Consider the following 13,100-nt stretch of genomic DNA (forward strand, 5'->3'; position numbering starts at 1 on the left):
TGTGATTGATGTCGGTTAGTCCAGCGTGATGCCAGCGGTCCTGATGACCTCGCCCCAGCGCTTCTTCTCGGCGAGCCAGAACTCGCGCATCTGCTCGGGAGTACTGGGCAGGGGCTCCAGGGCCAGCGCCTCGAAGCGCGCTTGCACGGCCGGCGTTTTCAGGGTTTCCTGAAGCGTCTTGGACCACGCCTGTATGGTGGCGTCGTCCGTGCCCCTGGGGGCGACCAGGCCTTGCCAGGCGAAGGCCTCGAAGCCGGCCACGCCCTGCTCGATGAGCGTGCGCGTGCGCGGCAGGCTCTTGAGCCTCTGCGCACTGGCCACGCCGATGGCCCGCACCTTGCCCGCATTGATGTGGGGCAGCCCTGCGGCACTGTCCACCAGCATGAAGGGGATCTGCCCGCCGATCACATCCAGCATGGCCGGTCCGGCGCCGCGGTAGGGCGCATGGGTCATCTTCACCCCCATCTTCTGGGCCAGCAGTTCGGTTGCCAGGTGGTGCGGGGTTCCCAGCCCTGGACTGCCATAGCTGAGCTTGCCGGGGTTGGCCTTGGCCCATGCCGCGAAATCCTGGAAGCTGCGCACCGGCAGTTCGTTATGGACGACCAGCAATAGAGGAAAGCGCGCCAGCAGGCCGATGGGGACGAAGTCCTGCTCGGCGTTGTAGGCCAGTTTGGGGAACAGGTGCGGATTGGCGGCCAGGGTGGCGAAGTCGGCGGTGAAGACCAGATTTCCGTAGTCGCGCGAGCGCGCGGCATATTCGGCGGCAATGTTGGTGCCGGCTCCCGGCTTGTTGATCACCACGATGTTGCGGTGGATCGGTTTGGCCCAGGCCTCGGCCACGCTGCGTGCAACGGCATCCGAGCCACCGCCGGCGGCAAAGCCGACCACCCATTCCACCGGCTTTCCGGATACCGCCTGGGCATAGGTCCTGCCCAGCATGAATTGCACGCTGCAAGCGACGCCAGCCTTGAGAAAGGTTCTGCGCATGTTGTCTCCTTGTTGGTGAATGGTTGGGCTCAGGTCTTTGCCGCCTTTGGTGAGCCCTCGCCTTATGGCGTGCGCTGCTGTGTCACGCTGATGAGCCGGTGAAGGGTGCGCGTCACGGGGGTGGCAATGCCATGCCGCTCGGCGGCGCGCACCACCGATCCGTGGATGGAGTCGGTCTCGGTCGGGCGTCCCGCCAGGAGGTCCTGCAGCAGGGAGGGTTGGTGACCCACATGGTGATTCAGCGCATCTTCCACCGTCGCCTGGAGGCGTGGAACGTCGATGGCAATGCCGCAGGCTGCGGCCACGGACACGACCTCGTCCAGGACGTCGCGGATCAGCTCGCGGCCCAGGGGGGTGGCCAGTGCATCCACGGTCTGGCGTGTGACGCCGCACAGGCCGTTGAAGGCTGCATTGAAGGCCAGTTTCTCCCAGATGGCGGTCTCGACCTCGGGGTCGATCTCGCAATGCAGTCCCGCGCGGTTGAGGTCGTTGCAGAAGTCCTGGAAGCGGGCATCCACCAGCCCGTTACGCGGCATGAAGCGGATCTTGCCGCTGCCCAGGGAACTCACCCGCCCCGCTTCGAGCAACCGGGCTGGCCAGGTGGTCACGCCCACGGCGATCTGTCGCGCATCGGCGAATCCGTGCAGGGTCTCGATATGTCCGATGCCGTTTTGCAGGCTGAGCAGCAGGGTTTCGGGGCCTATCACGTGGGCAATGCTCTGCAGCGCGGCCTGGGTGTGGGCGGCCTTGGTGAAGATCAGCCAGCGCGCTGGCGGCTGCCTCAGCTCCCGGGCCTGCAGGGCCTGCACACGGGCGCGCAGCGGGCCCTGGTCGGTCTCGCAGTGAACGCCGTGTTCGCGTATGGCCTCGAGCAACTCGGGGTTGATGTCCACCAGTGTGACGGGAATGCCGGCCTGGGCCAGGCGGGTGCCGAACAGGGTGCCCATGGCTCCTGCGCCCAGGATGCCGACGGTGGCCGCCTGCGGCTCTTGTGCATGGTGCATGTCTTGTCTCCTCGGGGCGGGTCAGGCGACCTCGACCTCGACCAGCGTGGCGCGCGGGCTGCGCAGGGCATCCTCCAGCACCCGGACCAGATCGGCGGCCTCGGTCACGCGCACGCCGTCGCAGCCCTGGCCCCTGGCCAGGGCCACGAAGTCGATGTCGGGCAGGTCCGTGCCTTCGACTTTTTCGCCTTCGCGGTAGCCAAAGACCTTGGAGAAATCCTGCAGCGCCGCGTATCGGCGGTTCTTGACGATGATGTAGGTGACGGGCAGCCTCAGGTGGGCCGCGCTCCACAGCGCCTGGATGGCGTACATGGCCGAGCCGTCGCCGATGACGCCGATGACCTTCTTGTCGGGCCTGGCCAGCGCGATGCCGACCGAGGCAGGAAGGCTGTGTCCCAGGCCGCCGCTGCACATGGTGAAAAAGGTTTCGGCTGCGTAGATGGGCAGGTGGGCCTGAATCACGGAGCGAGAGCCCGGCGCCTCCTCGACGATGATGCTGTCGCGCGAACGTACCCGGGCCAGCGTGTGCATGAGGAAGGCGTCAGTCATGAGCTGGCCGGGTTCTGGCGCTTCTGGCGCCGGGATGGCGGGGCGGGGCTGGAGCGCGGTACGCGCACGCGCCGGGGGGCGGGCCAGCAGCTCCTGCACACCCATGCGGATATTGCCCACGGCCGCGTCGCCCACGGGCGCCCAGGCGGCGATGGCGGGATCTTCGATGAGCTGGAACAGCTGCGTGCCCTCGGCGATGAAGGGGCCGTGGCCTTCGACGTGGTAGGTGAAGGCCGGTGCGCCGATGACGAAGACCACATCATGGCCCGAGAGCCTGTCCACGATGCGCTCGCGCATGGCTGGCAGGAAGCCGCCGAACAGCGCATGGTCTTCGGGGAAGCCGCAGCGTCCGCTCATGGGCGCCACGTAGACGCGCGCCTGGTGGCGTTCGGCCAGGGTCTGGACGGCCTCGAAGGCCTGGCTGCGGTCCACGGCTGCTCCGACCACGAAGGCCGGTGTGCGCGCGCCCTCCAGGGCCTGGCCTATCTTGTCGAGCAGGCGCGGGTCGGGTCGCGTCTCGAAGCCGACCTCGCGCAGCGTGACGGGCTCGCAGGGCACATCCCAGTCATCGGCAGGAATGGAAACGAAGACGGGGCCGCGCGGCTCCTGCATGGCGATGTAGTAGGCGCGCGCCAGGGCCTGGGGCACGTCCTCTGCGCGGGCGGGTTCGCAGCTCCACTTCACATAGGGCTTGGGCAGCTCGGCGGCCTGGTTGGAGTGCAGGAAGGGGTCGAACTGCAGCAGCGAGCGCGTCTGCTGGCCGGCTGTGATGACCATGGGCGTGCGGTTCTTGAAGGCCGTGAAGATGTTGGCCATGGCGTGGCCGACGCCGGCAGCGGAATGCAGATTCACGAAGCTGGCATTGCGCGTGGCCTGGGCATAGCCGTCTGCCATGCCCACGACCACGGTCTCCTGCAGGCCGAGGATGTAGGAGAAGTCCTCGGGATAGTCGCGGAACAGGGGCAGCTCGGTCGAGCCGGGGTTGCCGAAAATGCGCGTCATGCCCAGCTTGCGCAGCATCGCTATGACGGCGTGGCGCACGGTGAAGACCTCGGGGGTCTGGGCTTGGGATACGGTGTTGGCTTGCAAAGGAAATCTCCTGGAGGGGCTGGCACTGCGCCTTGGCTCTGTTGGCATCCATCCTGCCTTCAGGGATAATTTCCAGCAATTGAATAAAGCATCTAAGAGATATTCGTTTTATGGATATATCGGGCCTGGACCTCAATCTGCTGCGTGTTTTCGATGCGGTGTTCCGCCACGGCAGCGTCAGTCGTGCCTCGCAGGAGCTGGGCCTGTCCCAGCCCGCAGCCAGCCAGGCGGTGACACGGTTGCGGCAACTGCTGGGCGATCCACTGTTCGAGCGCATGCATGGAGGCGTGCGCCCGACGCCACGCGCCGAGCGGCTGGCCCAGGCGGTGAGAACGGCGCTTGCAACCCTGGAAGTGGCTCTGGCGGAGGCGCACACCTTCGACCCCTTGCAGGCCAGTCAGTGCTTTCGCATTCATCTCAGCGACATCGGCGAAGCACGTTTTCTGCCACCGCTGATGCAGGCCTTGCGACGACGGGCGCCCCACGTGCGGCTGCAAACCCTGCCCATGCCCATGGGCGAGATTGCCGACGCCCTGGATCGTGGTTCGCTGGACATCGCCATCGGCTTTCTGCCTGGTGTGACGGGCACGCAGCAGAAGGTGTTGCTGTCCGACCGCTACGCGCTGTTGCTGCGTCAGGGGCATCCGGTCCTCGGGGGACTGAAGTCGCGCAGGCTGGGAGCCGGGCATTTGCGCAGTCTCGACTATGTGGCCGTGCGATCGCATTCCGAGACCCTGCGCATTCTGCGCAAGCTCGAGCTGCAGGATCAGGTACGCCTGTCGGCGGCGCACTTCATGGCCGTGCCCTCCATCGTGCAGCAGACGGATCTGGCGGTCGTCATGCCCGCCGAGATTGCCCAGACCTTTGAGGCGCAGGGCGGCTATGTGGTGCTGCAGGCCGACTTGCCCGAGAGTGCCTTCGATGTATCGCTGCACTGGAGCTGGCGCTTCGCCAGGGAGCCTGCAAACCAGTGGCTGCGGGAGCTGGTCAGCGATGTGTTCCGGCAGCGCCGATAGCGTACCCGGGTCATCCCGAGGCTCCGGCGCTTGCCCGTCGCGTGAGGCCGCTGTCTCCCTGCCGGGCGTCCCGCAGGGGGCAACACGCAAAAAACGCCAGGCTTTTCAGGCTCTGGCGTTTCATGGGTCTTCGGTGACAGCGTGCGTTACTGAAGCTCCCGGCCCTTGAGCTCGGGAATCAGAAACACCGTGGCCAGCATGTCCAGCACATAGATGGCTGCCAGCAGCGCAATCGCCACCTGGAAGGAGTAGGCCATGGCCAGCGCACCGATGACGACCGGGCCCAGGCCGCCGACGGCGCGGCCGATGTTGAACAGCACGTTCTGCGCGGTGGCGCGGGCTTCGGTGGGATAGGCTTCGCTGATGACGGCACCATAGCCGCCCATCATGCCGTTGACACACAGGCCCATGATGGCTCCCACCCACAGCATGGCCGTGGCATCGGTGAGCTGGGAATAGGCCAGCACCGAGATCACGGAACCGACCTGGAAGATCAGGAAAGTGGGCTTGCGGCCGATGCGGTCGGCCAGCTGGCCGAAGACCCAGATACCCAGCGACATGCCGATGATGGTGACGGCCGTCCACACCGACGACTTGGTCAGGCTGAAGCCCATCTGCTTGGACAGAAAGCTGGGCATCCAGATCATGATGCCGTAGTAGCCGAAGTTCTGCACCGAGGTCAGCACGATCACGCCCAGGCTGATCCTGCGCGTGGCCTTGTCCTTCATCAGCAGCTTCAGGCATTGCATGGCCGAGGGTTGTTCCTTCTTGCTGCGTGCCACGAACACTTCGGGTTCATGCAGCTTGTTGCGGATGACCCAGGCCACGACCGCAGGAATCACGCCGACCAGAAACATGCCGCGCCAGCCGATGGAAGGCAGCAGCAGCGGGGTCAACATGGCTGCGCCCAGCACGCCCAGCTGCCAGCCCAGCGCCACATAGGACGAGACGCGTGCGCGATGGCGTGCGGGCCAGGCTTCGGCGGCCAGGGCCATGCCGATGCCGAACTCTCCCCCTAGGCCGATGCCGGCAATGGTGCGGTAGATCAGCAAGTCCCAATAGCCTTGTGCAAAAGCGCACAGGCCCGTGAAGACGGCAAACAGCACAATCGTCCAGGTCAGCACGCGGATGCGGCCGTATTTGTCGCTGAGCATGCCGAAGACGATGCCGCCGAAGACGGCGCCGATCAAGGTCCAGGTCACGAGAGAGCCGGCCTGGCCGGGCGTGAGGTTCAGATCCTTGGAGATGGCCGAGAGCATGAAGCCCAGAATCAGAAGGTCAAAGCCGTCCATGGCATAGCCGACGGCCGAACCCATGAGTGCTTTCCAGCTGTATCCGTTGACTTCTGTGGGAGCGGCGGGCGCGGCTATGCCTGCCACGACGCCTGTGGTTTGTGTGGTCACGGGAGAGTCCTTGAGCGAATGCGGACTTTGGGTGCCTGCTGGCCGGCTTCTGCAGAAAAAAGCCGGCCCTCGCTGGGCGCAAGACCAGCGCGCGGGCACGCAGCGTGCGTGCGGCATCCTTGAGGTGCAACGGGCACGAAAAAGTCCTTGAAGGGGAGTTTGAGCGGCTGGAGCATGGCGGCGCGATCTGCGCTGATTTCTGCAGGGCAGAAAGGGCAGTGCGGCGCCATGTCGCCTCTGTAAAAAGCGAAAAGCCCCAGCTGCGTGAGCAACTGGGGCCTGGATTTGGTGGTCGTAGCGGGACTCGAACCTGCGACATCAGCATTATGAATGCTGCGCTCTAACCAACTGAGCTATACGACCGACAGCCCGCAATTGTATAGGAAGAAATGGCCTTGGCAGCCAAGCTGGGAATTTTTGTGCGCAGACTGCAGAGAGCGTTGCGGCAAAGAAAAAACCGCAGTGCTTTTGCAAACACTGCGGTTCCTGTCTGGTGGTCGTAGCGGGACTCGAACCTGCGACATCAGCATTATGAATGCTGCGCTCTAACCAACTGAGCTATACGACCGAAGACAGCGATTATATGCAAAAAATGTCGGGTTCAAGTGAATCGCCAAAATTTTCTTGCGAAAAATCCGGCGTTCACTGATGGGTGAAGTGAGCGGGGCGCTTGTTCACGAAGGCATCCATGCCTTCCTTCTGGTCCTGGGTGGCAAACAGGGCATGGAACAGGCGACGCTCGAACATCACGCCATCGGACAGTCCGCTCTCGAAGGCGCGGTTCACGGACTCCTTGGCAGCCATGACGGCCAGCTGGGAGAAGCCGCTGATGATGATGGCGGCGCCCAGCGTCTCTTCCATGAGCTTGTCAAAAGGCACGACGCGGCTGACCAGGCCGGCACGCTCGGCTTCCGTGGCGTCCATCATGCGGGCCGTCAGGGCCATGTCCATGGCCTTGGACTTGCCCACGGCACGCGGCAGGCGCTGCGTGCCGCCGGCACCGGGAATCACGCCCAGCTTGATTTCGGGCTGGCCGAACTTGGCATTGTCGGCGGCGATGATGAAGTCGCACATCATCGCCAGCTCGCAGCCACCGCCCAGGGCAAAGCCGCTGACGGCGGCAATCACCGGCTTGCGGATGCTGCGAATGGTTTCCCAGTTGCGCGTGATGTAGTCGCCGCCGTAGGCGTCGGCAAAGCTGTACTTGGCCATGGCACCGATGTCTGCACCGGCGGCAAAAGCACGTTCGCTGCCGGTGATGATCATGCAGCCAATGCTTTTGTCGGCATCGAACTTCCTGAGTGCATCGCCCAGTTCGTCCATGAGCTGGTCGTTCAGCGCATTGAGCTGCTTGGGACGGTTCAGCGTGATGATGCCGACTTTTTCCGCTTCCACGCGGACTTCGATGGTTTCGTAGGCCAAGTTTGTCTCCTGCTAAAGAATGAAACGCTGCTGCCAAGAATAACCGCTGAGTCTGGCTGCCGGCTGTCGCGCAGCAGCGCCACCTTGGAGGTCTGGTTCACGCCGCAATGCCCGTCAGCCAGCGCTCTGCGGCGCCCTTGTCGCTGATTTCAAGCCCCAGATTGTGGGTGGGGCTGGCGCTATCTGCATCCTCGCTGGCGGTTTTGGCGAGCAGGCCGTCCAGCTTCAGCGTCAGCTGCAGAATCTGCTGATCGCGGGCCACCCAGGCCGTGAGCCGATCGGCACCGGCCGCGTACAGCGACACATCGTCCAGCTTGCTGATGCGCCAGCACTGGTCATTGACGTCAACGGCCAGCCACTCGTCTGCCGCCATCATGCCGGCCTGCTCGGCCGCGCCACCGCGCAGCACGGTCTTGATCTGGACGCTGTGGTTCTCCTGCACCCGTAGACCCAGCTTCTGCGCCAGCTGTGCAGGCTCGGTCTTGCTCTTGACGCCGTGCTGCTCCAGCAGTTCGCGCAGGGGCAGCTCGCCGGTGGAGTGCACCCAGGTGCGGAGCTGTGCGGCAATGTCGGGGCTGCCCACTTCGCCGACCACGGCCAGCACGTCGGCTTCGCTGATGGGGCCGCCCGCGCTTTGGTGCCACAGGCTGCGCATCACCTCGTCCAGGCTGCCCGTGCCATTGGCGCGCAGGGCCAGATCCAGACACAGGGCGACCAGCGAGCCCTTGGTGTAGTAGCTGACCGTGTGATTGGCGGTGTTCTCGTCCTGGCGGTAGTACTTGACCCAGGCATCGAAGCTGGCCTCAGCCACGGACTGGACCAGGCGGCCCGGCGTCTGCAGCACCTGGTTGATGGTGCGCGCGAGGAGCTTGAGGTACTGGCTGTTGTCCAGCAGTCCGGCCCGGCGCAGGAACAGGTCGTCGTAATAGCTGGTAAAGCCTTCGAAGAACCACAGCAGCTCGGTGTAGTTCTCCTGCTCGTAATCGTAGCGGGCCAGTTCGGCCGGGCGCAGGCGCTTGACGTTCCAGGTGTGGAAGTACTCGTGGCTGATCAGGCCCAGCAGGGTGTTGTAGCCTTCGCCGGCCCTGGCCTCACCCTTGCGCGGCAGATCGCGGCGACCGCAGATCAGCGCCGTGCTGTTGCGGTGCTCCAGGCCGCCATAGTTGTCATCCACCACGTTGAGCATGAAGACATAGCGATCCATGGGCGGCCGGCTGCCGTCGGCATGCCAGAAGGCGATCTCGGCTTCGCAGATCTTTTTCGTATCGGCCAGCAGGCGCTCGCCATCAAAGCTGGGTGCGGCACCGGCGACCACAAATTCATGGGGCACGCCGCCGGCTTCAAAGCTGCCGCGCCAGAACCGCCCCATTTCGACGGGGCAGTCCACCAGCTCATCGTAGTGGGCGGCCTGGTAGAGACCGAAGCCGTTGGCGTCGACCTGTGCCGGCTTCAGGCCGGTGGCCACCTGCCAGCCCTCGGTGGCGGCGCTGCCAAGCAGCTCCAGCGCATGGGGGTGCTCTTCCAGGCCATGCACGCGCAGGCACAGGCTGGTGCCGTTGAAGAAACCGCGGCGGCGATCCAGCCAGGCCGTGCGCACCGAGGTGTCATAGGCGCAAACCTGATAGCTGACAATGCATGCTGAGTCTGCGTTGCAGGCAATTTTCCATTGATTTTTGCTGAGTTGTTGAACGGCCACGGGCTGGTCGTTCTGCACGGCTCTCAAGCCTTGCAGGTTCTTGGAGAACTCGCGCACCAGATAGCTGCCAGGAATCCACACCGGCAGCGACAGCAGCAGCTGCGCCGTGGGCCGGGCGATATGCAGCTGCACATCGAAAAGATGGGCGTCCACCGCGCTGGCCTGCACGACGAAGCGGATGTCGGGGCGAATGCCGGATGTGTTGAGAACAGAGGTCATGGCAGCTCCAGAAATGCAGGCCGGAGCATGCGGACCTACCGCAGCACGCCTGAAACGGCATCAGGTGCGCGCTGCTCCGGCAATAAGACAGGGATTACTTGGCGGCGGCCAGATGCTTCTCGACTTCGGCAGCCGAGATGGCGCCGGGCACGCGCACATTGTTGGAGAAGATCACGGTGGGGGTGCCGGTGATCTTGTACTTGCGGCCGAAGGCCAGATTGCGCTGGATGGCAGCGGGGTCGCACTGGGCGGCAGCGGCGTTCTTGCTGTTCAGCATCTGCTCCTGCCAGGCCTTGGCCTGATCCTTGGCGCACCAGATGTTGCGCGACTTCTCGGCCGAGTCGGGGCTCAGGATGGGATAGAGGAACAGATAGATGGTGACGTTGTCCACGCTCTGCAGGTCTTTTTCAAAGCGCTTGCAGTAGCCGCAGTTCGGGTCTTCGAACACGGCCATCTTGCGCTCGCCCTTGCCATGCACGATGGTGATGGCGTCCTTGAAGGGCAGTTGCTTGAAGTCCACGGCCGTGAGCTGTGTCATGCGGTCTTCGGTCAGGTTGCGGCGTGCCTTGGTGTCGATCAGTTCGCCCTGGATCAGATAGTTGCCCTTGGCATCGGTGTAGAAGATGTCCGTGCCCACGCGCACTTCGTACAGACCGCTCATGGGAGTGGAGCGCACCTCGTCGATCTTCTCGAGCTGGGGAATGCGCTCGGTCAGCGTCTTCTTGAGGTTGGCGTCCTGGGCGTGCACGCTCAGGCCGAAGGTCAGGCTGGCGGAGGCCAGCAGGCAGGCAACAAGTTTCATGGGTGATGTCTTGGCTGCAGCAGACTGCAGCGCGAAAGGATTGAAGTCGGCTGCCATGCACGGTACCTGGATGGCAGATCTGTTGCTTGGAGTGCGGGCCGCGCCAAGGGTTCCCCGAGCCTGCTTCTCAGAGCAGGCCCATGGCCTGTCTGGCCATCCAGGCCTTGAGCGGGCCGCTTCGCTCGAAACCCTTCATGCCCCAATTGCGAAGCATCTGCACGGGTACTTCCGGGCGGGCAAAAAGCTGCTGCAGACCGTCCATGGCCAGGCCCATGGGGGCCAGAGCCGCCTTGCGCTCGCGTTCGTAGCGGCGCAGCAGCTTCAGATCGGCGGGGCTGCGCCAATAGTCGCGCTCCTGCAGGATGCGCGCCAGGGCCTGCACATCGCCCAGGCCCAGGTTCAAACCCTGGCCGGCCAGCGGATGGACGTTGTGGGCGGCGTCGCCTGCCAGGACCCAGCTTTGCGGGCTGTTCCTGTCCAGCGGTCCGCACCAGCGGTCTGCCACCGCCTGCTGCAGCGGCCAGCTGGCGCGTTCGGCCACCAGTTCCAGCTGGCCCAGCGCATCCTGGCTGATGGACTGCAGGCGGGTGGTGAAGCTTGCCTCTTCGCTTTGCAGCCAGTCGGGCAGCAGAGAGTGTTCCAGCGACCAGACCACGGCCACTTCGTGACCTTCGGCGCCGCCCAGGGGCAGGAAGGCCAGAATCCCTTCGGGCGTGAACCACTGGCGTGCAATGCCGCCATGCGGCAGCTCGCAGCGCAGGCGCGTGGCAATCGCGTGCTGGGAATAGGGCGTGACGGAGAACTCCACGCCGAATTCGTTGCGCGAGCTGCTGTGGCGACCTTCGCAGACGGCGGTGAGCGCGGCCTCCACGGGCTGCTCGACGATTTCCACCTGGGGCTGATAGCGCACGGCCTCGGCCAGGCGCTGCTCCAGCGCAGGGACGTCGACAATCCAGGCCAGGGCCTGCACGTCCTGAGACGCTGCATGAAACTCCACCTGGCCGTCGAGATCGCCAAACACCTGCATGCCGACCACCGGCGTCGCATCCTTCTCGTCAGGCCAGCAGCGAAGCGACTGCAGCACGGCCCTGGAGCTGGCATTGAGCGCATAGGCTCGCACATCCCTGTGCTGCTGGGATCGCGGCTGTGGCGGAACCACCAGGGCGACGCGCAGACGATCACGCGCCAGCAAAAGAGCCAAGGTCCGGCCCGCGATGCCGGCTCCACGAATACATACATCAAAGGTTTGCGCCATGTCCCGCATTGTAGGAGGCGCGGACAGGGCCTGCGCTCATAGAGGAAACCTCAGGCCCGTGGGCCGCTGCGTGCAGGAAACTATGTTGTTGATAGCGGTCTGCGATTGTCAGTCAAGGGTTTGAAGGCAAAATGACGAAGAATCCGAAATCGAAGGAGATGTGATGACCGACACCCGCTATGACGTGCTGGGCAGGATTTCCGAGCTGTGGATTTACCCCGTCAAGTCCTGTGCCGGCATTGCCCTGAGCCAGGCCAGGCTCTCTCGCCATGGCCTGCAGTGGGACAGGCACTGGATGGTGGTGGATGCGGATGGGGTTTTCTTGACCCAGCGCAGTCATCCGCGCATGGCATGGATCCGGCCCGAGATCACGGATGCGTATTTGCTGCTGCATTTTCCGGGCATGGACAGCCTGCAGATTCCCCTGGGGCAGCGGGGCGGCCCATGCCGCGTGCGGGTCTGGAAGGATTCGGTCGATGCCTGGGATCTGGGGGAGTGGGCGCAGCCCGCGCGCCACTGGCTGAGCCAGGCACTGGCCGAGGATTGCCGCCTGGTGCGCTTCGATGCCTCCCGGCCGCGCCGGGCCAGCGAGCGCTGGGTGGGCGACGGCGATGCCCCGGTGCACTTTGCCGACGGCTACCCCCTGTTGCTGCTCAGCCAGTCGGCGGTGGACGAACTCAATCAGCGACTGCTGCAGGCCGGTGAGGCAGCCGTCGACGCGCGGCGCTTTCGGGCCAACATCGTGATAGCCGATATGGAGGCCCACGATGAGGATCGTGTGGAGCAGCTGGATCTGCTGGATCTGCCCGGCCTCAGCCTGAAACCCTGCAAGCCCTGCACGCGCTGCCCGATTCCCGATGTGGATCCCGATACCGCCCTGCCAGGCACTTCGGTGGGAGAGTCAATTTCCAGATATCGCCAGGACCCGCGTGTGGATGGTGCCATTACTTTTGGCATGAATGCGATGGTGCTGGGCCTGTGCGATGCTGTCGATGCAGGGGCGGAGCTGGCCGTGGGTCAGCAACTGGCAGGCAATCTGCGCTTTGATTGAGGGCGGACGCCAGGCATGGGTCTTTGTCTTTCAAGGACTTGGGGCATCCCTGTAATCGGAATGCCGCCGAAGCAGTGTCCAATAAGGCCATCGGCAGCAGCAACGACGGGAGGGCAGCATGGCTGAGTTCAAATCTGGCGATTTCGTGGTTCTCACCGGCAGCAGCGCCTTTGCCGGAAAGATCGCCCGTCTGACCTTTCGTGCGCCTGGCGGCGACTTCCGCCTGCCGGACGGCCATGGCCATATCGGCTGCGAGGCCGGAGACTGGGTGCTGGAGTTTGCCCAGAAGGTGCCGGCCCTGATGCGCGGTTGCCAGACGCCCTGAATGACCAAGTACCTGTGCCGCTCGCAGTCCCAGTTCCGGCGGCTGGAACAGACCGCAGGCCTGGAGCAGCTGTTTGGCCCCATGCGGGCGGATTTGCCAGCGGTGAGCGCCAGCTGATTCGCCCATTTCTCCCTCAGGCCCGCCTTGCGGCGGGCTTTTTGCGGGCTGGCAGCAAGGGCGGCGCAATCTACCGCACAAGAGCAGAGATTGCCGGGTCATTACAATCATGGGCTTTGCGTGGCCAAACCGGGACGAAACTGTGGATGAACAGAGTGCCCCGGG

General features: G+C 64.4%; 11 protein-coding genes and 2 tRNA genes. 3 read left to right on the forward strand and 10 right to left on the reverse strand.

What is annotated here, in order from left to right:
* Positions 1 to 15 precede the first annotated feature (15 nt).
* The 3 genes from E2583_RS02880 to mdlC all read right to left on the reverse strand — a co-directional run bounded on the left by E2583_RS02880 (position 16) and on the right by mdlC (position 3,629).
* Positions 16 to 987, reverse strand: a complete 972-nt coding sequence (locus tag E2583_RS02880; protein WP_291593072.1) for a tripartite tricarboxylate transporter substrate binding protein — start codon at positions 985 to 987, stop codon at positions 16 to 18.
* A gap of 62 nt (positions 988 to 1,049) precedes the next feature.
* Complete coding sequence (locus E2583_RS02885; protein WP_291593074.1) at positions 1,050 to 1,991, reverse strand: 2-dehydropantoate 2-reductase; 942 nt, start codon at positions 1,989 to 1,991, stop codon at positions 1,050 to 1,052.
* A 21-nt stretch (positions 1,992 to 2,012) separates the two neighbouring features.
* Positions 2,013 to 3,629, reverse strand: a complete 1,617-nt coding sequence (gene mdlC, locus E2583_RS02890; RefSeq protein ID WP_291593077.1) for a benzoylformate decarboxylase — start codon at positions 3,627 to 3,629, stop codon at positions 2,013 to 2,015.
* A 110-nt stretch (positions 3,630 to 3,739) separates the two neighbouring features.
* On the opposite strand from mdlC, the gene E2583_RS02895 reads away from it, so the two are divergent.
* The gene (locus E2583_RS02895; protein WP_291593079.1) at positions 3,740 to 4,645 is read left to right on the forward strand and encodes a LysR family transcriptional regulator; all 906 of its coding nucleotides are present in this window, start codon (positions 3,740 to 3,742) and stop codon (positions 4,643 to 4,645) included.
* 146 nt (positions 4,646 to 4,791) lie between these two features.
* On the opposite strand, the gene E2583_RS02900 is transcribed toward E2583_RS02895, so the two are convergent.
* From E2583_RS02900 to E2583_RS02930, 7 genes are all read right to left on the reverse strand, one after another.
* Entirely contained in the window at positions 4,792 to 5,961 is a 1,170-nt protein-coding gene (locus tag E2583_RS02900) for an MFS transporter (protein ID WP_291593119.1), read from the reverse strand.
* Between the two features lie 373 nt (positions 5,962 to 6,334).
* Positions 6,335 to 6,411, reverse strand: a tRNA-Met gene (locus tag E2583_RS02905).
* A 128-nt stretch (positions 6,412 to 6,539) separates the two neighbouring features.
* Positions 6,540 to 6,616: transfer RNA gene (locus E2583_RS02910), tRNA-Met, on the reverse strand.
* Between the two features lie 74 nt (positions 6,617 to 6,690).
* Positions 6,691 to 7,470 carry an enoyl-CoA hydratase gene (locus tag E2583_RS02915; RefSeq protein WP_291593081.1) on the reverse strand — a complete coding sequence of 260 codons (780 nt, stop codon included), beginning with the start codon at positions 7,468 to 7,470 and terminating at the stop codon, positions 6,691 to 6,693.
* A 97-nt stretch (positions 7,471 to 7,567) separates the two neighbouring features.
* Positions 7,568 to 9,385 (reverse strand): peptidase M61, encoded by a 1,818-nt coding sequence (locus tag E2583_RS02920; protein WP_291593083.1) that lies wholly within the window; start codon positions 9,383 to 9,385, stop codon positions 7,568 to 7,570.
* 94 nt (positions 9,386 to 9,479) lie between these two features.
* Positions 9,480 to 10,187, reverse strand: a complete 708-nt coding sequence (locus E2583_RS02925; protein ID WP_291593085.1) for a DsbC family protein — start codon at positions 10,185 to 10,187, stop codon at positions 9,480 to 9,482.
* A 127-nt stretch (positions 10,188 to 10,314) separates the two neighbouring features.
* Positions 10,315 to 11,442 carry an FAD-dependent monooxygenase gene (locus E2583_RS02930; RefSeq protein WP_291593087.1) on the reverse strand — a complete coding sequence of 376 codons (1,128 nt, stop codon included), beginning with the start codon at positions 11,440 to 11,442 and terminating at the stop codon, positions 10,315 to 10,317.
* Between the two features lie 163 nt (positions 11,443 to 11,605).
* Here E2583_RS02930 and E2583_RS02935 point away from each other — a divergent pair, with 163 nt between their 5' ends.
* Together E2583_RS02935 and E2583_RS02940 are read left to right on the forward strand one after the other, a co-directional pair.
* On the forward strand, positions 11,606 to 12,493 hold the full coding sequence (locus tag E2583_RS02935; RefSeq protein WP_291593088.1) for an MOSC N-terminal beta barrel domain-containing protein: 888 nt from the start codon (positions 11,606 to 11,608) through the stop codon (positions 12,491 to 12,493).
* 118 nt (positions 12,494 to 12,611) lie between these two features.
* Positions 12,612 to 12,818 (forward strand): hypothetical protein, encoded by a 207-nt coding sequence (locus E2583_RS02940; protein ID WP_291593090.1) that lies wholly within the window; start codon positions 12,612 to 12,614, stop codon positions 12,816 to 12,818.
* Positions 12,819 to 13,100 lie beyond the last annotated feature (282 nt).

The organism is Comamonas sp., assembly GCF_009360615.1.
In the GTDB taxonomy this organism is placed as follows: Bacteria; Pseudomonadota; Gammaproteobacteria; order Burkholderiales; family Burkholderiaceae_C; genus Comamonas.